The organism is Nocardiopsis flavescens (genome assembly GCF_900141985.1).
Taxonomy (GTDB): Bacteria; Actinomycetota; Actinomycetes; order Streptosporangiales; family Streptosporangiaceae; genus Nocardiopsis; species Nocardiopsis flavescens.
This window is the reverse complement of record NZ_FQZK01000001.1, coordinates 564,449-583,675: the sequence shown is the minus strand read 5'-3', so window position 1 is coordinate 583,675 and position 19,227 is coordinate 564,449. Positions and strand designations below refer to the sequence as shown.

15 protein-coding genes are annotated in these 19,227 nt (G+C 76.0%); 11 read left to right on the top strand and 4 right to left on the bottom strand.

The genetic code is table 11. The features are described from left to right. Positions 1 to 433 precede the first annotated feature (433 nt). Positions 434 to 1,672, top strand: coding sequence for a hypothetical protein (locus BUE45_RS02720; RefSeq protein ID WP_084736798.1), 1,239 nt, complete (start codon positions 434 to 436; stop codon positions 1,670 to 1,672). After that, positions 1,669 to 2,193, top strand: coding sequence for a hypothetical protein (locus BUE45_RS02715; protein WP_143173237.1), 525 nt, complete (start codon positions 1,669 to 1,671; stop codon positions 2,191 to 2,193). Before BUE45_RS02720 ends, BUE45_RS02715 begins: the two co-directional genes overlap by 4 nt. On the opposite strand, the gene BUE45_RS02710 is transcribed toward BUE45_RS02715, so the two are convergent. Next, a complete protein-coding gene (locus BUE45_RS02710) occupies positions 2,096 to 4,210 on the bottom strand; it encodes a tetratricopeptide repeat protein (RefSeq protein WP_245832730.1) in 2,115 nt (704 codons plus the stop codon). The two genes, BUE45_RS02715 and BUE45_RS02710, sit on opposite strands and share 98 nt — an antisense overlap. Before the next feature lie 241 nt (positions 4,211 to 4,451). Between BUE45_RS02710 and BUE45_RS02705 the strand changes: the two genes are divergently transcribed. The 4 genes from BUE45_RS02705 (at position 4,452) to BUE45_RS02690 (ending at position 8,520) form a co-directional block, all read left to right on the top strand. Further along, positions 4,452 to 4,943 carry a hypothetical protein gene (locus tag BUE45_RS02705; RefSeq protein WP_245832729.1) on the top strand — a complete coding sequence of 164 codons (492 nt, stop codon included), beginning with the start codon at positions 4,452 to 4,454 and terminating at the stop codon, positions 4,941 to 4,943. A 24-nt stretch (positions 4,944 to 4,967) separates the two neighbouring features. Continuing rightward, positions 4,968 to 5,933, top strand: a complete 966-nt coding sequence (locus BUE45_RS02700) for a hypothetical protein (protein ID WP_143173236.1) — start codon at positions 4,968 to 4,970, stop codon at positions 5,931 to 5,933. Between the two features lie 215 nt (positions 5,934 to 6,148). Continuing rightward, a complete protein-coding gene (locus tag BUE45_RS02695; protein ID WP_073374503.1) occupies positions 6,149 to 6,652 on the top strand; it encodes a hypothetical protein in 504 nt (167 codons plus the stop codon). A 710-nt stretch (positions 6,653 to 7,362) separates the two neighbouring features. Continuing rightward, entirely contained in the window at positions 7,363 to 8,520 is a 1,158-nt protein-coding gene (locus BUE45_RS02690; protein WP_073374501.1) for a glycerol dehydrogenase, read from the top strand. Positions 8,521 to 8,606: 86 nt separating this feature from the next. Here BUE45_RS02690 and msrA read toward each other — a convergent pair whose 3' ends face one another. Continuing rightward, positions 8,607 to 9,116, bottom strand: a complete 510-nt coding sequence (msrA, locus tag BUE45_RS02685; protein ID WP_073374499.1) for a peptide-methionine (S)-S-oxide reductase MsrA — start codon at positions 9,114 to 9,116, stop codon at positions 8,607 to 8,609. A 407-nt stretch (positions 9,117 to 9,523) separates the two neighbouring features. On the opposite strand from msrA, the gene BUE45_RS02680 reads away from it, so the two are divergent. The 5 genes from BUE45_RS02680 (at position 9,524) to BUE45_RS02660 (ending at position 15,587) form a co-directional block, all read left to right on the top strand. Next, positions 9,524 to 11,002, top strand: coding sequence for an MDR family MFS transporter (locus BUE45_RS02680; RefSeq protein WP_073374497.1), 1,479 nt, complete (start codon positions 9,524 to 9,526; stop codon positions 11,000 to 11,002). 277 nt (positions 11,003 to 11,279) lie between these two features. Beyond that, positions 11,280 to 11,828 (top strand): (2Fe-2S)-binding protein, encoded by a 549-nt coding sequence (locus BUE45_RS02675; protein ID WP_073374495.1) that lies wholly within the window; start codon positions 11,280 to 11,282, stop codon positions 11,826 to 11,828. After that, complete coding sequence (locus BUE45_RS02670) at positions 11,825 to 12,817, top strand: FAD binding domain-containing protein (protein ID WP_073374493.1); 993 nt, start codon at positions 11,825 to 11,827, stop codon at positions 12,815 to 12,817. Before BUE45_RS02675 ends, BUE45_RS02670 begins: the two co-directional genes overlap by 4 nt. Further along, a complete protein-coding gene (locus BUE45_RS02665) occupies positions 12,814 to 14,937 on the top strand; it encodes a xanthine dehydrogenase family protein molybdopterin-binding subunit (RefSeq protein ID WP_073374491.1) in 2,124 nt (707 codons plus the stop codon). Before BUE45_RS02670 ends, BUE45_RS02665 begins: the two co-directional genes overlap by 4 nt. 89 nt (positions 14,938 to 15,026) lie before the next feature. Continuing rightward, the gene (locus BUE45_RS02660; RefSeq protein ID WP_073374489.1) at positions 15,027 to 15,587 is read left to right on the top strand and encodes a TIGR03086 family metal-binding protein; all 561 of its coding nucleotides are present in this window, start codon (positions 15,027 to 15,029) and stop codon (positions 15,585 to 15,587) included. A gap of 390 nt (positions 15,588 to 15,977) precedes the next feature. Here BUE45_RS02660 and BUE45_RS02655 read toward each other — a convergent pair whose 3' ends face one another. Both BUE45_RS02655 and BUE45_RS02650 read right to left on the bottom strand, forming a co-directional pair. Continuing rightward, positions 15,978 to 16,646: a lysophospholipid acyltransferase family protein gene (locus BUE45_RS02655; protein ID WP_073374487.1), complete on the bottom strand. Its 669-nt coding sequence runs from the start codon at positions 16,644 to 16,646 to the stop codon at positions 15,978 to 15,980. 415 nt (positions 16,647 to 17,061) lie between these two features. Further along, on the bottom strand, positions 17,062 to 18,915 hold the full coding sequence (locus BUE45_RS02650; protein WP_218619476.1) for an FHA domain-containing protein: 1,854 nt from the start codon (positions 18,913 to 18,915) through the stop codon (positions 17,062 to 17,064). Positions 18,916 to 19,227 lie beyond the last annotated feature (312 nt).

Genomic DNA, 19,227 nt, shown 5'->3' with positions numbered 1-19,227 from the left:
ACTTCTAACAATGTGCGCTTATGCCCGGAAAACCAACACGCGGCGGCGGCATCTCCAGTACGGTGTCAGCGCATCGAGAGCCCGGCCCCCAGGGTCCGGTTCCCCGCGTTCGCACACCCCCTCCTCCCCTCACGGGTAGAGACCGGGAGAAGCATGCTTCTGTTTGGCAAAAGCCTCTTTCCCATTCCCGGCGGTTTCCTGGCCTTCCTCGTCCACCTGCTCGGTGACCCGAACTCCTGGAGCGACAGCGGCTGAGCCCCCGTTCACGGTGGGGCCCTCGCCCGGGCACCGGACCCGACCAGGATTCTGCAAGGAGGCCCCCGGCCCGATGCAAGGAGCCGCAAGGAGGCTGCGAGCCGGCGGCACGGCCCTGACCGGGTCCTCCTCCCACAGTGGGAACCGACCTGCCACCGAGGCCGGAAGGAACACCCCCTTGGCCGCCACAAGAAGATGGATCCGGGGCGATGCCGGTCCCATCGCACCCGTCACCGTTCGCACGCAGCGCACCGTTCTCGCCGTCGTCCACAGCCAGCAGACCGCCGACCGCCTCTGCGAGTTCGTCGGCCACCTGGAGGGCGACACCCGCGTCCAGGTCGTCTGGGCCCTCGCGCCCGGCGCGCTCCACGCCGCCGGGGGCGCCGCCTACCTGCGCACCCTGGACGCCGCCGTCCTGCCCTGGGAGGACGCGACCTCCTTCACCTACGACCTGGCCCTGGCCGCCGGGCACGGGCGCCTGGACGAGGTCCGCGCGCCGGTCCTGGTGGTCCCGCACGGCACCGGGTTCTCCCGCGAGACCGCCCGCGGCCCCGGCCACGGGCCCCCGGTCGAGCGCCCGGTCGGCGGCGCCGTGTACGGGGCGCTGGTCCGCTACGGGCGGGTGGTGCCCGCCGCCATCGGGATCTCGCACGAGTGGCAGCGCGGGGTGCTCACCTCCGTCGTCCCCGAGGCCGACGCCGTCATCGAGGTCGTCGGCGACCCCGCCTTCGACCGGGCGGTGGCCGCGCTGCCCGACCGGGCCCGCATCCGGCGGGCCGCCGGGGTCGGCGACGCCGAGCACCTCACCGTGGTCACCAGCTCCTGGGGGCGCACCGGGCTGTTCGGCGTCCACCCGGACCTGGTCGGCCGGCTCTGCGAGGAGGCCCCCGCCGGGCACGTCACCGCCCTGGTCCTGCACCCCGGGATCTGGTGGTCCCACGGCCCCCGGCAGATGCTGGCCTGGCTGTCCGGCGCCCGCGCCCGCGGGCTGCGGGTCCTCGCCCCGACCTCCCCGTGGTCCCCGCTCCTGGTGGCGGCCGACTCGGTGGTCGGGGACCCGGGCAGCGTCACCGCCTACGCCGCGGCCCTGGGCGTGCCGACCCTGCTGGCCGGGGGAGGGCTCACCGACGTCGTCCCCGGCTCCACCCCGCAGGCCCTGCATGAGGTCGCCGCGCACTACCGGGACGGCGAGTCCCCGGTCCGGGCCCTGGCCGCGGCGGTGCGCGGGTGGGAGCCCGGCCACGGCGCCCACGTGGCGGCGCGCCTGACCTCGGCGCCCGGGCGCTCGGCGGAGCTGCTGCGGGCCCTCGCCTACCGGTTGATGCGCCTTCCCGAACCCGACCGGCCCGCCGTCCCGCCGCCGCCGGGCGAGCCCCGGTTCGCCGGGGACCCGCCGGCCCGGGGGTGGGCGGCGTGAAGGCCCCCGACGCCCCCGACCCCTACCGGGTCTTCCGGTGCGACCTGGTCGAGCTGGAGCCCTGCGGCCCGCGCCTGCTGGGGCGGCAGCTCCAGGTGATCCTGTCCGCGGGCGTCGGGCCGCACTGGCTGCACTCCGCGGACACCGTCGCCGTCCCGGCCCCGGGCCCGGACACCGGCACACCCCCCGGCCCGCCCGCCACCCGGCTCCTCACCGCCGCGGAGGTGTTCGACCGCCTCCCGGGCTGCCGCACCGTCGTGCTGCCGGGCCCGCCCCCGTCCGTCCACCTGCGCGGCGCGCACGCCCGCCTGACCGTTCCCGACCCCGTGACGGCGGCGATCGTCGCCGCCTTCGCCGACCTGCTCCCCGCGGTGCCGACCCGGGCCCTGCTCCGGGCCGCCGCCGTCACCGCGGCCTCCCCGATCACGGCCCTTCCGCGTACGGCGGGGAGGCCAGCCGCCTCCGCAGTACTGCGGCTTCCGGGGAGGACAGTGCGGTGTGAATGGCGAGCGCTCGCGTGAGCAGCTCCCGGGCCCGGGCGGTGTCCCCCTCCTCCTGCGCGAGGTCGGCCGACATCACCCGGGCCCCGGCCTCCTCCGCCGGGGCGCCGATGTCCGCGGCGATCCGCAGCACCTCCGCCAGCGCCTCGCGCGCCGCCTCCGGCCTGCCCGCCGCCCGGTGGACGGCGGCCAGCGCCCGCAGGGTCCGCGTGCGCATGTACGGCTCGGCGTCCTCGGTGAAGAACTCCAGCGCCCGCCCCAGCAGCTCCGCCGCCGCGCCGTGCTCGCCCAGGTCCCGGCGCGCCTCGCCCAGCCTGCGGTGCATCAGGGCGATGCCGCGCCGCCGGCCCAGGCCGGTGTGGACCTCCAGGGCGCGCTCGAAGTAGGGCACGGCGTCCGCCGGGCGGTCCCGGGCCAGCTCGCACACCCCGCAGTCCTCCAGCGCCGACGCGCGCCCCAGGGAGTGGCCGGCCCGCTCCCAGGCCGCCAGCGCCCGCAGGTGGGTCTCCCGGGCCCGATCGACGTCCCCCAGCGTCAGGTACAGGCCGCCCAGCGCGGTGAGCACGTTCCCCTGCGCCGCCGGGTCCTCCAGCGCCCGCGCCGAGGCCAGCCCGGCCAGGTGCGTGGCCTCCCAGGCGTCGATGTGCTTGCGCAGCGTGAACACGGTGCGCAGGCACTCGCAGAACTCCCAGGCCCACCGGTGCCTGCCCGTCCGCGAGCACAGGTCCACGCAGGCGCGCAGGACGTCCAGCTCCCCCTCCAGCCACTCCAGCGCCCGCACCCGGGTGGCGAACACCCGCACCGGCGGCTCCCCGAACACCGGCGCCAGGTGCCAGCGGCCCGGGTTGAGGGCCCGGTCGGCCGCCGCCGCGGTGGCCAGCAGGCGGTGCAGCAGCCGGTCGAGGGCGCGCTCGCGCTCGGCGGGCTCCTCCTCCCGCTCGGCCCGGCGCCCGGCGTGCAGGCGCACCAGGTCGTGCTGGGCGAACCGGCCACCCGGGGTCTCCTCCAGCAGGCTCGCGGCCACCAGCTCCGCCAGCAATTCCTCCGCGCGCTCGGGGTCCTCCCCGGCCAGGGCCGCCGCCGCGTCGGGCGCGGTGTCCCGGCCGGGGAGCAGCCCCAGCAGCCGGTGCAGGCGCCGGGCGGGCGGCGACAGCAGCAGGTAGGAGGCGGTGAGCACGGCGTCCACGGAGGGCTCCCCGGTCCCGTCGGGCCCGTCCAGGCGCAGTTCCCCGGACAGGCGGTCGGCCATGCGGCTCAGGGGCTGGCGGGGGCGCAGCAGCAGGCCGCCCGCGGCGGCCCGCAGCGCCAGCGGGAGCCGGCCGCACAGGCGCACCAGGGCGCGGGCCGAGCGCGGGTCGGCCCGGGTGCGGCCGTCGTCGAGCATGCGCTCCAGCAGCGTCACCGCGTCGTCCTCGGCCAGCGGGTCCAGGTCCACGAACCCGGCGCCGTCCACCCGCAGGCCCGGCAGGTGCAGGCGGCTGGTGACCAGCACCAGGTGCGGCCCGGGCCCGGGGGACAGGACCCGCACCTGCGCGGCGGACAGGGCGTTCTCCACCAGCACCGCCAGCCGGCGGCCGTGGGTGAGGGAGCGGAAGGCGGCGGCGCGCCCGGCCAGGTCGCGGGGGATCGAGCCGGGGGCGGCGCCCAGCCCGCGCAGGAAGGCGTCCAGGGCGTCCGCCGGGTCGGCCGGCCCGCCCTCGGCGAACCCCCGCAGGTCGGTGTACAGGACGCCGTCGGGGAACTCGCCGGCCGCCGCGTCCAGGAACCGCAGGGCCAGCGCCGACTTGCCCACCCCGCCGGTCCCGGTCAGCACGACGGTGCGCCCGGCGGGGTCGCCGAGCGCCTCGCGCAGGCGCAGCTGCTCCGGCTCCCGGTCGGTGAAGTGCCGGGGCGGGGCGGGGAGCTGGCGGGGGACGGGCGGTGCCGCCGGGTGCTCCAGGCGGACGTCGCCGTGCAGGGCGCCGACCTGGACGACGGTGCCGCCGCTCACCGCGCCCGCGGAGTTGGCGGCGGTCCCGGGGTCGTCTCGGGGGGTCACGGGGGAAGATCTCTCGATAGCAACACACGGTGGTGTTCCCCCGACCGTGCGCGCCAACCCCGGCACACCCGTCCGCACGCCTGCCCGCATGTCCGTCCGCACGGGCGTTCGCGCGGGCGTCGGCACGGGTGCCCGCGTGCGCCGGACGTCCGGCCCGTCCTCCCCGGCCCGCCCCTGCCGTCCCGCCGGTCCTCCCCGCCCCGGCCGGACCGGCGGGGCGCTCCTCGCGCCGGAGCCGGACATGGCGCAGGATCGGGGGGAGGAACCCGACACGACGGAGGACACCATGACGGAGCGCAAGGGGATTCCCGTACGGGCCTGCCTGCTGGGCCTGGCCGCCGGATCCCGGGCCAGCCTGGGCGTGGGGACGGCACTGCGCACCGTCCCCTGGGGCGGGCCCGTGCTGACCACCCTGACGGTGCTGGGCACCGTCGCCGAGTTCGCCGGCGACAAGGTCCCCGGCGTTCCGAGCCGCCTGGGCTGGGCCGGGCTGGCCCCGCGCATCGCCAGCGCCGCCGCCGGCGGGGCCCTGCTGGCCCGCGCCGCGGGGGCACCCGCGCTGCCCGCCGCCCTGATCGCGGGCGCGGTCGCCCCCGTGGGCGCCTGGGCCGGGGTCTCCTGGCGCGAGGCCTGGGGCCGGGTCGGCCCCGACACCGCCGGGGCGCTCATCGAGGACTCGGCCGCCCTCGCCCTCTCCGCCGCCGCCGTCCGGGGCCTGCCCCGCAGCGGCTGAGACGGACCGATAGGGTCGTCCGCCATGGCGGACGAAAGAGCGGTACACCCGGTGGGCGAGGAGAGCGGCGTCCGGTGGGAGGAGACGTGGACCGCCGGGGACCTGCTGCTGCTGACCGGATACGGCCCCGGCGGTCCGCGGGCGCGGGCCTACGACGCGCGCACCGGGGACCCGGCCGGGCCCCTCCTGGACACCCCGCCGCTGTCCCTGCTGCTGGACACCCCCGGCGGCGACCCCTCGGTGGCCCATGCCGAGGGCCACGACCTCGTCCTGCGCGACCCCCGCACCGGCCGGGTCCGCGAACGGCTGGCCGGAGCGGTCCCCTGGGACCCCGAGCACCTGCTGCACGTGCGCGTGGCCGAGGTGGCGGGGCGCCCCCTGGTGCTCTTCCTGGACTCGGACACGCCCCGCTCCTACGCCCGCTGGGCGGTGGATCCGGCCACCGGGGCCCCGGTGGACGAACTCCGCGGGGCCTGGAACTGCGACCACGAGCACGAGCGGTTCGCGGTCGCCGGGCCCTACCTCGTGGTCCAGGCCCACGAGGAGGAGGCCTACTTCTTCGACGACGGCGTCGACATCTGCTACAACTCCATGCTCCACCTGCACGGCATGCCCTCGGGCGAGCGGATCGGCGAGGTCGAGCGGCGGGCGGGGTGGCACCCCGTCGCCGCCGTGGTCGGCGGGCGCCCGCTGCTCTCCGACGGCCGCCGGGTGCTGTCCCTGCCGGACCTGGAGGTCGTGGCCGACTTCGAGGGCCTGGCCGACGAGATCGCCGCCCTGGCCGAGTGGGACGGCGAGCCCGTGGCCCTGGCCACCCGCCGCGCCTGGCGGGGGGCCGACGCCCCGGACATCCTGGAGGCCCGCCCCCTGGCCCGCCCCCAGGAGAGCACCCCCATCGCGCACTCGCCCCGCTACATCGACTCCGTCTCGGTCGGCCCCGACGGGACGGTCGCCTTCCTCACCGAGAGCGGCGCCCGGCTCTGGGCCTGACCGGGGGGCCGACCGGGGCCGACCGGGAGCGGAGCGGGCAAAGGCGAAGAATGTGACCGGAACGGTTCCGGACGGTGACTTCTCCATCACTCCCGCCCTGAGCTGCGCCTTTGTCCCGGACCCCGGGTGCGCTCCCGGCCGCGGGCGCCGGGAACCCCTGCTGTGACGGGCATTCCGGTTCACACCAGCCCCTTGCGTCACTCTAAGGTTCGCTCATGACCAACAATCGGAACGGGCGCGGGCGCCCCCTCGTTCGAGGCGAGTCCCCCGCCCAGGTCGGCGAACTCCTGGCCGACTTCGAAGCGCGCACCGGGGCCGCGCACACGGCGGCCTTCGACCTCGACGGCGTCCTCCTCGGGCACGCCGGGCACCCCGAGGACGAGGCGGCCACCGCGCGCGCCGAGCAGTCCGCCTCCAGCTCCTACATGCTCGCGTCCCTGTCCACCGGCGTCGGCACCACCCTGCCCTCCCCCCGCAGCCCGGAGGGCCTGGGCCGCCCCGACCACCTGCTGCTGCGCTACCGCGCCCGGGAGGAGAACGGGGGCCGTCCCTCGCCCTGGTGGGTGCTGGTGGTCCCCGTGCCCGAGTGGGGCGGACTGGTCACCGAGATCCCGCCCTCCTCGGACGCCTCGGTCACCACGGTCATGAGCGAGCTGCTGCTGTGCTCGGAGCACATCCACGCCGTGCTGGTCGAGGCGGGGCTCGCCATCTCCCGCTGACGCCGGCCCCCGCCCCGGCCGGGCCGCACGCGTCCCCCGGCCGCCCGGAACACCGGGGGCCGCTCGCCCGCCCGGACGCCCGGCGCCGCGCGGCGCCGCGGGGGAGCACCCGAACACCGAGGGCCCGGTACCCGAACCGGGCCCTCGGGCCGTTGCGGGGAACGCCCCGCGCGTGCCCGGCGCACCCGCCGGCCCCGCCGTGCGGGAGCGGTTCTCCCCGGTGGCCTGCCGTGCGGGTGTCCTTTCCGGGGCCCTTCGCCGGTCTTGTCGCGGAGGAGGGGTCTTCCCCGGTGCACCGCCGCGATTGCGCCGTCCGGCAGTGGTTCTCCCCGGCGTTCCCGCCGAGCGGCACCGGTCCTTCCCGGCGTTCCGGCCGGTCCCGCCCCGGCGGTCCCGCCGTGCACGGTGGTCTTTTCCGGCGCCCCCGCCGGTCCTGTCCGTGCGGGGGTGCACTTCTCCGGCACACCAGCCGGACCCGCCCTGCGGGAGCGGGCCCCGGAGGCCTCCCCGGGGCCGCCCCGCGCGAGGCCTCCCGCCCTGCTCGACCGCCAGCGCCTCCCGCGCCCCCGCACGGCGGCTCCGCCCGCCCGCCGCGGGGCACGGTTCCCCCAACAAGTGGCGATGTGACGGCAAGCACGTGTTTGCCACCCACCCCCACCGGGTCAGGGGGGAGGGGACAGCGCACCCACACGACGGGAGGAACACACCCCATGGCCGAGGACACACAGGCACCACAGCTCCGGGTCTTCGCCTCCCCGGGCCGCTACGTCCAAGGCCGCGGGGCGCTGGCCCGCCTCGGGGAGCTGCTCGCCCCGCTGGGGTCGCGCCCGCTGCTCCTGGCCGACGACACCGTCCGCGGGCTCACCGAGGGGGTCCTCGCGCCCGCCTTCTCCCGGGCGGAGCTGCCGCTGACCTTCGAGCGCTTCGGCGGGCTCCCCACCCGGTCCGAGATCGGCCGCGTCGCCCGCGTCCTGGCCGACGGCGGCCACGACGTGGTGGTCGGCGTGGGCGGCGGCACCGCCATCGACACGGCCAAGGCCGCCGGCGACGACGCCGGGATCCCCTGGGTGAGCGCGGCCACCGTCGCCTCCACCGACGCGCCCACCTCCGCGCTGTCGGTGGTCTACACCGAGGACGGCGGGTTCGAGTCCTACCGCTTCTACGACCGCAACCCCGCCCTGGTCGTGGTCGACACCGGCTTCGTGGCGGCGGCCCCGGCACGGTTCCTCTCCGCCGGGATCGGGGACGCCCTGGCCACCTGGATCGAGGCGCGCGCCGTGGAGCGGGCGCACAGCACGACCATGGTGGACGGCCTGCCCACCCGGGCGGGCACCGCCCTGGCCCGCCTGTCCTGGGACATCCTGTGGGAGTCCGCCCCCGCCGCCCTGGAGGCGGTGGAGCACGGCCTGGTCACCCCCGACGTGGAGGCCGTGGTCGAGGCCAACACCCTGCTCTCCGGCCTGGGGTTCGAGTCGGGCGGACTGGCCGCGGCCCACGCCGTCCACGACGGGCTGACCGCGGTGGAGCACACCCACCACCTCGCGCACGGGGAGAAGGTCAACATCGGCTCCCTGACCCAGCTCGTCCTGGAGGGGGCGCCGGCCGCGGAGGTCGACCGGTTCGCCGAGTTCACCGCCCGCCTGGGGCTGCCCACCACGCTCACCGAGGCCGGGCTGGGCGACGTCGGCGACGAGGTCCTGGACGAGGTCGTGGCCGCGGCCACCGCCCCCGGGGAGACCATCCACAACCTGGCGTTCTCGCCCACGGCCCGGGAGGTCCGCGACGCCCTGCGCGCGGTCGAGGGCGTGGGGCGCCGGGCCCGCCGCCGCGCGGGCCTGGAGGAGCCGCGTACGCCCGGCGGGCACTGAGCCCGCCGGCCCCCGCCACGCGCGGGGGAGGCGTACGCGCGGGGGCCCCGGCCGATCGGCCGGGGCCCCCGTCACGCGTCACACCCTCACGCGGTGGCCTCGCGCCGGGGCAGGCGCCAGTGCGGGCGCGGGAAGTGGCAGGTGTACCCGTTCGGGTACTTCTCCAGGTAGTCCTGGTGCTCCTCCTCGGCCTCCCAGAACGCCCCCGCCGGCTCGACCTCGGTGACCACCGGTCCCGGCCACAGGCCGGAGGCGTCCACGTCGGCGATGGTGTCCTGGGCGACCTTGCGCTGGCCCTCGTCGACGTAGTAGATCGCCGACCGGTAGCTCAGGCCGATGTCGTTGCCCTGCCGGTTCAGGGTCGTGGGGTCGTGGACCTGGAAGAAGAACTCCAGCAGCTCCCGGTAGGAGGTGCGCTCCGGGTCGAAGACGATCTCGATCCCCTCGGCGTGCGTGCCGTGGTTCCGGTAGGTCGCGTTCTCGACGTCGCCCCCGGTGTAGCCCACCCGGGTGTCGACCACCCCGGGGAGCTTGCGGATGAGGTCCTGCATACCCCAGAAACAGCCTCCGGCCAGGACGGCGCGCTCGGTCGTCATCTGTGACCACCCTTTCTTCGTACGGCGTCCTTCATAACACCGCGGGGCCGCGGGGAGTTCCCGGCCGGGGGTCTCCCCGGCGTCCCGGTTCCCGGTGCCCGCCCCGCGGGGCCCCGCCGTCCCGTCGGCCTCCGGTGCCGCCGTCCGCTCCCGGGCCGTCCCGGGTCGCCCGCCGGGGCCGGACCGCTCCGCGCCGAAGTGCCGTCCGCGTGCCCGGCGCCCCGCCGTGCCCCCGGCGCGGGGGCGCGCCGGGCATGCCCGCGGAACCGCCCGGGAATGCTGGAGAACACACCTCTCCAGTGGGAATGTCTTAAACGTGTGGAAGGTTGGGAGTTTTTCGGGAGAGAATACTTGCACTCCCTGCATCCCCCGCGTACACGCACGCCCCACGACGACAGAGGACACCTGTGACCGGGACACCCACACCATCCGACCGCGCGCCGGACACCGCCGCACCCGGCCCGAGCCCGCGCGCCGACCGCCTGGTCATCCCGCTGCTCCTGGTCTCGGCGTTCGTCGTCATCCTCAACGAGACCATCATGGGCGTGGCGCTGCCCGCGCTCAACGCCGACCTGGGCATCTCCGTCTCCACCGGGCAGTGGCTCACCTCCGCCTTCATGCTCGTGATGGCCGTGGTGATCCCCGCGACCGGCTACCTGCTCCAGCGCTTCCACGTGCGGCAGGTCTTCATCGCCGCGATGTCGCTGTTCACCCTGGGCACCCTGCTGTGCTTCGTGGCACCGGGGTTCGCGTTCCTGCTCATGGGACGCGTCGTCCAGGCGGTCGGCACGGCGATCATGATGCCGCTGCTCATGACCACCATCCTCAACACCGTGCCCGCTGACCGGCGCGGCCGCACCATGGGCAACATCTCCATCGTCATGTCGGTGGCGCCCGCCGTCGGCCCGACGCTGGCCGGCCTCATCCTCAGCGTCCTGGACTGGCGCTGGATGTTCGGCCTGGTGCTGCCCATCGCGATCCTGGGCCTGGTCCTGGGCGCCCTGTTCATCCGCAACGTCACCGACCCGCGCCCCTCCAGCATCGACATGTTCTCGGTGCTGGTGTCCGCGTTCGCGTTCGGCGGCCTGGTGTACGGCTTCTCCAGCCTGGGCGGCCACGGCGGCGGCCCGATCCCGCCGCAGGCGGCCATCGGCATCGGCGCGGTGGCGCTGGCGGTGTTCGTGTGGCGCCAGATCCGCCTCCAGAACGACGACCGCGCGCTGCTGGACCTGCGCGTGTTCCGCTCCGCCCAGTTCTCGATCTCCATCGGCCTGGTCGCGGTCAGCTTCATGGCGCTGTTCGGCACCCTGATCCTGCTGCCGCTGTACATGCAGAACGTCCTGCTGCACGACACCCTGACCACCGGCCTGACCCTGCTGCCGGGCGGCCTGGCCATGGGCCTGATCGCCCCGGTGGTGGGCCGCCTCTACGACCGGTTCGGCCCGCGCCCGCTCATCATCCCGGGCTCGGCGCTGGTGTCGGTGACGCTGTGGACCATGACGACGTTCGGCACCCAGACGCAGCTCGGGTTCATCGTCGCCACCCACATCATGCTCACCGTCGGCCTGGGCTTCATGTTCACGCCGCTGCTGACCGGCGCCCTGGGCTCGCTCACGCCGCGGCTGTACTCGCACGGCAGCGCGGTCGTGGGCACCGTGCAGCAGGTCGCGGGCGCGGCGGGCACCGCCGCGTTCGTCGCGGTCATGTCGGCGTCCTCGGCCTCCTCCATGGCCGGGGGCATGCCCGAGATCGACGCCATGGCGGGCGGTATCCACATCGCCTTCCTGCTGGGCGCCTCGATCTCCGTGCTGGCGTTCGCGGCCACGTTCTTCGTGCGCCGCGCCCCCGAGCCGGAGCAGGCCCCGGCCGCACCGGCCGTGCACTAAAGGCACACGGACACGGACCCCCGGGCGGTGGGACGGCACTCCCACCGCCCGGGGGTCCGTCGTGTCCGGCGCCGCCGTCCCCGCCGCCGCGGTCCTTCGGGGACCGGTCGCCCGGACCCGCCGCCGTTCGGGGCCCGACGCCCTCCCCTACGGCGATCTCGGGGCCGATCCCGCCGTCCCCGCCGTGTCGGCTTCGCCCCGCATCCGCTCCGTCGCAGACTGTGGGCAGCCGTCGCCCCCAGGCGCGGAGACCACGGAGACGGAGAGGGCACCCCCAGTGGACGCCACGATCACCCTGCACGTCGACGGTGAGGAGCACCGGCTCACCGTCGACACCCGCACCGGCCTGCTGGACGCCCTGCGCGACCGGCTGGGCGAGACCTCGCCCAAGAAGGGGTGCGACCACGGGCAGTGCGGGGCCTGCACCGTCCTGGTGGAGGGCCGCCGCATCCTGTCCTGCCTGGCGCTGGCCGTCTCCCACGACGGGGCGCGGGTCACCACCGCCGCGGGCCTGGCACCCCGGGGGGACCTGCACCCGGTGGCCCGCGCCTTCGTCGACCGCGACGCCCTCCAGTGCGGCTACTGCACCCCCGGCCAGGTCTGCTCGGCCGTGGGCGTGCTCGACGAGGCCGCCCGCGGCTGGCCCAGCCTGGTCACCGACGAGTCCGGGGACGACCCCGGCGAGGGCGCCCCGGTCCCGCTGGACCGCGAGGAGATCCGCGAGCGCATGAGCGGCAACCTGTGCCGCTGCGGCGCCTACACCCACATCGTCGACGCGGTCGAGTCCGTCGGCTCGGCCGGCGCGGGCGGGGAGGCGGCCCGATGAGGCCCTTCGCCTACAGCCGGCCGCGGGACGCCGCCGCGGCGGTGGCCGAGGTGTCCGCCGACCCCGAGGCCTGCTACCTCGCGGGCGGCACCAACCTGGTCGACCACCTCCGCCTCGGCATCACCCGGCCCGGACTCCTCGTCGACCTCCGGGACCTGCTCGACGACGGCGTCGAGGAGATGCCCGGCGGCGGCCTGCGCATCGGCGCCGCCACGCCCAACTCGGACCTGGCCGCCCACCCCCTGGTCCGCCGGCGCCACCCGATGCTCTCGGCCGCCCTGCTCTCCGGCGCCTCCGGGCAGCTGCGCAACGCCGCCTCCACCGGCGGCAACCTGCTCCAGCGCACCCGGTGCGCCTACTTCCGCGACACCGCCGCCCCCTGCAACAAGCGCGAGCCCGGCACGGGCTGCTCCGCCCTGGAGGGGCACGGCCGCCACAACGCGGTCCTGGGCGCCTCCCGCCACTGCGTCGCCGTCCACCCCTCGGACATGGCGGTGGCGCTCACCGCCCTGGACGCGCGGGTGCGCGTCCTGGGCCCCGGCGGCGAACGCGTCGTCCCCCTGCCCGGGCTGCACCGGCTGCCCGGCGACGAGCCGCACCGCGACACCGTCCTGGAACACGGCGACCTGATCACCGCGGTCGAGCTGCCCGACCCGCCCCGGGGGCGGCGCTCGGCGTACCGCAAGGTCCGCGACCGGGCCTCCTACGCGTTCGCGCTGGTGTCGGTGGCCGCCGCCCTGGAGGTCGCCGACGGCCGGGTCCGGGGGGTGCGGCTGGCCCTGGGCGGGCTGGCGCACGCCCCCTGGCGCGCCCGGCGCGCCGAGGAGGCGCTGACCGGGGCGCCCGCCACCGCGGACGCCTTCCGCGAGGCGGCCCGCGCCGAACTCGCCGACGCGCGCACCGGCCCCGACAACGCCTTCAAACCGGCGCTGGCGGTCGCCACCGTCACCGCCGTCCTGCGGGACCTGGCCGCGAGGGGGGACCGGTGAGCGCGACCGACGGACCCGGCGCCGCGCCCGGGGCGCACACCGCCCTGGGCCTGCCCCTGGAGCGCCTGGAGGCGGCCGACAAGGTCACCGGCCGGGCGCCCTACGCCTACGAGCACCCCCTTCCCGACCCCCTGTACCTGCACCCCGTCACCTCGACCGTGGCCCGGGGCCGGATCACCGCCGTCGACACCTCCGCCGCCGACGCGACGCCCGGGGTCCGCCTCGTGCTCACGCACACCGGCGCCGAGCGCCTCGCCGACACCGGGGACCGGGAGTTCGCCGTCCTGCAGTCGGACCGGGTCTCCTTCTACGGGCAGTTCGTCGCCGCCGTGGTCGCCGACACCCCCGAGACGGCCCGCGAGGCCGCCGCCCTGGTCCGGGTGGAGTACGAGGCGGAGCCGCACGACGTGGTCCTCACCGCCGACCACCCGCGCCTGTACCCGCCCGGGGACGAGGACGACCCCGCCGACCACGAGCAGGGCGACCCGGACGCCGAGCTGGCCCGCGCCCCGGTCGTCGTCGACCGCACCTACCGCACCCCCATGGAGCACAACAACCCCATGGAGCCGCACACCACCGTCGCCCTCTGGACCGGGGACGGGCCGGGGCCCGGGAGCGGGGACGGGGACCTCACCCTGTACGACTCCACCCAGGGCGCCCACCCGGTCCGCGAGACGGTGGCCGGGGTGCTCGGCCTGGACCCCGCCCGGGTCCGGGTGGTGTCCCCGCACGTGGGCGGCGGGTTCGGCTCCAAGGGGTCGGCGCACGCGCACGACATCCTCGCGGCCATGGCCGCGAGGGCGCTGCCCGGGCGTCCGGTCAAGTTCGCGCTGACGCGTCAGCAGATGTTCTCCCTGGTCGGCCACCGCACGCCCACCATCCAGCGGGTGCGCCTGGCCGCGGAGAGCGACGGCCGCATCCGCGCGCTGGTGCACGACTCGGTGGAGCACACCTCCACCGTCAAGGAGTTCGCCGAGGGCAGCGCGGCGACCTCGCGCATGATGTACGCCGCGCTGCACCGCCGCACCACACAGCGCCTGGCCGACCTCGACGTGCCCATCCCGTTCTGGATGCGCGCGCCCGGCGAGGCGCCCGGCATCTACGCCCTGGAGTCGGCCATGGACGAGCTGGCCCAGGCCTGCGGGATCGACCCCGTCGAGCTGCGCCTGCGCAACGAGCCGTCCGTGGACCCCCGCACCGGGGAGCCCTGGTCGGACCGGCGGCTGGTCGAGTGCCTGCGCGAGGGCGCCGAGCGGTTCGGCTGGGCCGACCGCGACCCCGCGCCCGGGACACGGCGCGAGGGGCGCTGGAGGGTGGGCACCGGCGTGGCCGCCGCCGTCTACCCGCACCTGTACAACCCGGGGTCCGTCGCCGAGATCCACTACGACGGCGACCGCTACACGGTGGACATCGGCGCCGCCGACATCGGCACCGGCTCGCGCACCGCGCTCACCCAGATCGCCGCCCAGGGCCTGGGGCTGCCGGTGGAGCGGGTCCGGCTGCGCCTGGGCGACACCGACCTGCCCGCGGCCACGGTTGCCGGCGGCTCCAGCGGCACGGTCTCCTGGGGCGCCGCCGTGCTGGCCGCCGCGGCGGCCTTCCGGGACCGGCACGGGACCGACCCCGGCCCCGGGGCCCGGGCCCGCGCCGCCGCCCCCGAGGACGCGGTGGCCCAGGGGCGCGCGGTGGCCTCGTTCGGGGCGCACTTCGTGGAGGCGCGGGTGGACGCCGACACCGGCGAGGTCCGGGTGCCGCGCATGCTCGGGGTGTTCTCGGTGGGCCGGGTCGTCAACCCGCGCACCGCCCGCTCCCAGCTGGTGGGCGGCATGGTCATGGGGCTGTCGATGGCGCTGCACGAGCGCAGCGTGCTGGACCCCCGCACCGGGCACGTGGTCAACGCCGACCTGGCCGAGTACCACGTCCCCGTCCACGCGGACGTGGGCGACGTGCGGGCCCACTGGCTGGAGGGCGAGGACCCCGCGGCCGGGCCGCTGGGCGCGCGCGGGGTCGGGGAGATCGGCATCGTCGGCGCCGCCGCGGCCGTCGCGAACGCCGTCCACCACGCCACCGGCGTGCGGGTGCGGGAGCTGCCGATCACCCTCGACCGCTTCGTCGGCTGAGGACCGGCCCCGCGGCGAACAGGTGTTCTTGCGCCCACAGCGGGTAGGCGTGGGTCCGGACCGGCGGAGTGAGGGAACGAGGGGTACGGATGGAACGGCTGATCGACCTGCACGGGATCGCCCTGGAGGAGTTCGACCGGCGGGTGCGCCTGGTCCGGATGACCGACTGGGCGCTGCCCACGCCCTGCGCGGACTGGGACGTCCACGACCTGGTCGACCACCTGGCCACCGAGCAGCTGTGGGTGCCGCCGCTGCTGGAGGGGCGGACCGTGGAGGAGGTCGGCGACCGGTTCGACGGCGACGTGCTGGGGGAGGAGCCGCTCGCCGTCTGGGAGGTGGCGGCCCGCGAGGCCCGGGCCGCCTGGCTCCAGCCCTCCGCGCACGACCGCACGGTCCACCTGTCCTTCGGGGACGCCCCGGCCCAGGAGTACCTGTGGCAGATGACGTTCGACCTGGGCGTGCACGCCTGGGACCTGGCCCGGGCGCTGGACGCGGACGAGACCCTGGACCCGGACCTGGCGGCGGAGCTCTACGGCTGGGCGCGCAGCCAGGACCTGGGGCCGGGGTCGATGTTCGACGCCCCGGTGGAGGTGGGGGAGGAGGCCGGGGTGCAGGAGCGGCTGCTGGCCCTCACCGGCCGCGCCCTGTGAGCGGCCGGGAGGCGCGCGCGTAGGGAGCGGATCGGGAGCGCGGTGTCCGCCGGAGGGCCCCGGCGGGGCCGCGGCGGCGGGGTCGGGCCCGGCAGGGGCGGGGGCGCGCAAGCACCGCCACGGCCGCGTGCGGGCCCGGTCCGGGCTTTCGGGACGGCCGCGGCCCGCCGCGCCCGCCGCCCCGGCGCCCCCGTGCGGGGACGCCGGGGCGGGACCGGCCGGCGGAGAGAGGGCCGCGGCCGGGCCGAACGGCCCCCGTGCCGTGCGGCGCACCGGTCCGGTGTCCGCGCGGGCACCATGTCACCACGGGTCAGCGGTCCGCGTGCGGGTTTTCCGCGAGACCGGGACCCGGGAACCGGGATTCCGGGACCGGGCCGGGAGGGACCCGGGTCAGCGGCCGCTCAGGGAGTTGTAGTGGTCGGCGCGCTCCTGCCCGGACAGCTCGTGGATGGCGTCCATGACCCGGTCGGTGATCTCCCGGCGGGCCTTGCCCGGGGCCAGGTGGTCGTAGCCGGTGGAGAAGTCCAGCGGCTTGCCGAATTTGACCGTGTACGGGTGCGGCCGGGGCATCGACGCCCCGATGGGCTGGACCTCCTGGGTCCCCGCCAGCGCCACCGGCACCACCGGGGCCTTGGACTCCAGGGCCAGGTGCGCGACCCCGGTGCGCCCCCGGTACAGGCGGCCGTCCTTGGAGCGGGTGCCCTCGGGGTAGATCACGCAGGCCTCGCCCTCGTGCAGCCGCTCCAGCATCACGTCCAGGGCCGCCAGGGCGTCCCGGGCGTTGCGGCGCTCCACCGGGATCGCCCCCAGCGCGCCGAACACGGTGCCGGTGAACCGGCCCTTGATCCCCTTGCCCTCGAAGTAGTCGCTCTTGGCGAGGAAGCGCACCTGGCGGTGGGTCACCGACAGGGGGATGGCCACGCTGTCGATGAAGGAGAGGTGGTTGCTGGCCAGGAGCACCGGTCCGGTCGCCGGGATGTTCTCGCGGCCCTCGACGGTCGGGCGGCACAGGGCCCGGGCCATGAGTGACACCGTCTGCCGCAGCACATCGTAGAGCACGTGGTCTCCCTCACGCCGGATGATGGTCGACCCCAATGTAAGGGTGACCCATGGGTAATGAGCGATCCGAGGATAGTGGAGTGCGGTAGGTCACTGAACAGGGACAACACGGACAGGGCGGGTGCGCGGGCGGTTCCGGTGTCCCCGCCCGGGCGTGTTCCCGGGGGCCCCGGGCCGGCGCCGGCGACGCCCGGACGCCGTCCCGGCCGGGTCCCGGGCCCGGGCGCGCGGGTGTCCTTCCCGGCCTTTCGCGCCGCCCGCCGTGCCCGGGACCGGGGTGCCGCCGCACCCGCCCGGCCCGCGTCCATGCCGGAGCGGGGTGCCTCGGGGCGCGGTTCACGTCGATGGGCCGTGCCGGATTCCCGGGCCCGGGCGCGCGGGGTGCCGCCCCACGCGCCCGGACGCCGTTCCGGACTCACGCCAGGGCGGGCCGGGCGGCCTCCTCGCGGTAGAAGATGTCGATGTCGACCTCCTCGCCGCCCACGGTCAGGGTGTCCCACGCCCCGCCCGCCACCAGCGACCGCAGGGTCTCGTCGGTCAGCCCCGCCAGGTGCTCGCGCAGGACGTCGTCGCCGGGCAGGCCCTCGATCCGGTTCGCCAGCCGCGACCGGATCGACCCCAGCCGCTCCAGGAGCGTCGCCGTGTCCTCCTCCCGGTCCCGGCCGGCCTCGGCCAGGCTCCGGCCGATGCGGTCCTTGATCGTTCCGGTCTCACCGTTCTCGTCGGTGGTCACCATCGCCTTCCAGGCCCGGCTCTTGTGCCGGTACTGGAGCATCGACATGGCGGCCTCGTGCCGGATGAAGTCCGCGTCCCGCAGGGGGCGGCCGTTCCAGGCGCTGCTGAGCGAGCGGGCCAGCGAGATGGCCGAGGCCAGGCCGCTGTTGAGCCCGCGGCCGGGCCAGAAGTGGATGGCGTTGGCCGCGTCCCCCAGCAGGAACCCGTAGGTGCCCGGGGTCGAGGCCGTCGCCGCGCGCAGCTGGGCCGTGAACCGCGGCCGCTGCACCATGCTCAGCCGGAACGCGGTGACGGCGGTCAGGTCCTCCTCGGCCACACCGAAGAACCCCAGCCCCTGGCGCACCCGCTTCCACAGTTTGGACCCCTTCACCAGGGCGGGCAGGAACAGCGTGCTGTGCGTGGAGCAGGTGAAGTCGCCCTCCTCGTCGCGGGCCATGACACACGGGCGCGAGCCCACGCACGCCTCGAACGACCGCCGGACCGGGTCGATGCCCACGACCTCCGCGGCCTCCTCGTCGGTCAGGCGCATGTTGAGGAAGCCCCGGCCGCGCAGCGAGTTCAGCAGGAACCGGTTCTGTGCCACGGTCAGCAGCACGGTCATGGGGTCCGACAGCCCCGACTTCACCTGGAGCCCCAGCACGACGTCCTCGACGTGCTCGCCGTCCAGCGAGTAGATGCCGCTGTCGGCCTGGCCGAACTTGTCGCTGAAGTGCTCGCGGGTGCGCGAGCGCGACCCCTCGCAGACGGCGAGCACGTGGCTGTCCTCCCACGCCCCGGGCACGGTCGCGTCGAACTTCTCGGGCACCAGCCGGATGCTGTCGGAGCGCTCGCCGCACATTTGCAGCAGCACGTCCTCCACGTGCGCGATGCGGATGTTGCGCGGCCCCTGCCCGCGGATGGAGTCGGCGCCCGAGGGCCACATCTCGCTGTACTCGCCCTCGGAGAACAGGCGCTCCTGCATCTCCTCGGAGAGGTTGAGGAACTGGCGGCTCTGGACGGTCACCACCTGCCGGCGCCGGACGTTGCCCTGCGTCTCGTCCTTCCACACCACCCGCGCCCCGTCCCGGGTCCAGCGCGCGTCGTACACGGTCACGGACACCTGCGCGCCCAGCAGGTGCTCCAGCAGCAGGGCGAAGGAGAGGCCCACCGGGCCGCCGCCGGCGACGGTCACCCGGAGCCGGGGGCCGACCGCCTCGGGCCGGACGAACATGTGGGTGACCGGGACGTCGGCGGCGCCGGGGCGCTCCACCGCCCGCCACAGGAACGACTCCTCCCCGATCTCGACCACGTCGCCCGGGACCAGGGGGTGCACGTCGACCGGCACGCCGTTGACGGCGGTCCCGTTGCTGCTGCCGCGGTCCCGGAGCAGGTACCCCTCCCCCTCGCGGGTGATCTCGGCGTGGAACCGCGACGCGGCCCGGTTGGCCGTCACGATCCTGTTGTCGGCGTGGCGGCCGAAGGTGAGGGGCGCGTCCCCGACGGGGAAGCTCCGGTCGGCGTAGGGGCCTTCACGTCCGACGATCTCGAATGACACGACCGACTTCTCTCTGTCAGGGGAGTGACCGGGGGTACCGGGAGGGTGGGGAGGGGGCGAACGCCGGTTCCGCCGCTTTCCCGGATGGGACGCGGACGCCGTGCATTCGGATCGGAATTTTACGGAAAAACCCCTTACTTCGCACATGCGGAAGGACCGGAACCCGGTGTCGTGTCCGGAACTCGCACACGGGGCGCGAGAGTCGCGGGAGCACGCGTGCGGCGGAGGGGAAAGCACAGGTCGGAACGGTGATACCGGTGGTCGGGGAATCGTCTCCCGATCGTGGCCGGAAAGGGTGAACCGGAAGTCGGA

Coding starts and splice junctions, on each gene's coding strand:
- BUE45_RS02705 (WP_245832729.1), top strand. CDS start 4,452: ATGGCGCAGGATCGGGGGGAGGAACCCGACACGACGGAGGACACCATG.
- BUE45_RS02700 (WP_143173236.1), top strand. CDS start 4,968: ATGGCGGACGAAAGAGCGGTACACCCGGTGGGCGAGGAGAGCGGCGTC.
- BUE45_RS02695 (WP_073374503.1), top strand. CDS start 6,149: ATGACCAACAATCGGAACGGGCGCGGGCGCCCCCTCGTTCGAGGCGAG.
- BUE45_RS02690 (WP_073374501.1), top strand. CDS start 7,363: ATGGCCGAGGACACACAGGCACCACAGCTCCGGGTCTTCGCCTCCCCG.
- msrA (WP_073374499.1), bottom strand. CDS start 9,116: ATGACGACCGAGCGCGCCGTCCTGGCCGGAGGCTGTTTCTGGGGTATG.
- BUE45_RS02670 (WP_073374493.1), top strand. CDS start 11,825: ATGAGGCCCTTCGCCTACAGCCGGCCGCGGGACGCCGCCGCGGCGGTG.
- BUE45_RS02660 (WP_073374489.1), top strand. CDS start 15,027: ATGGAACGGCTGATCGACCTGCACGGGATCGCCCTGGAGGAGTTCGAC.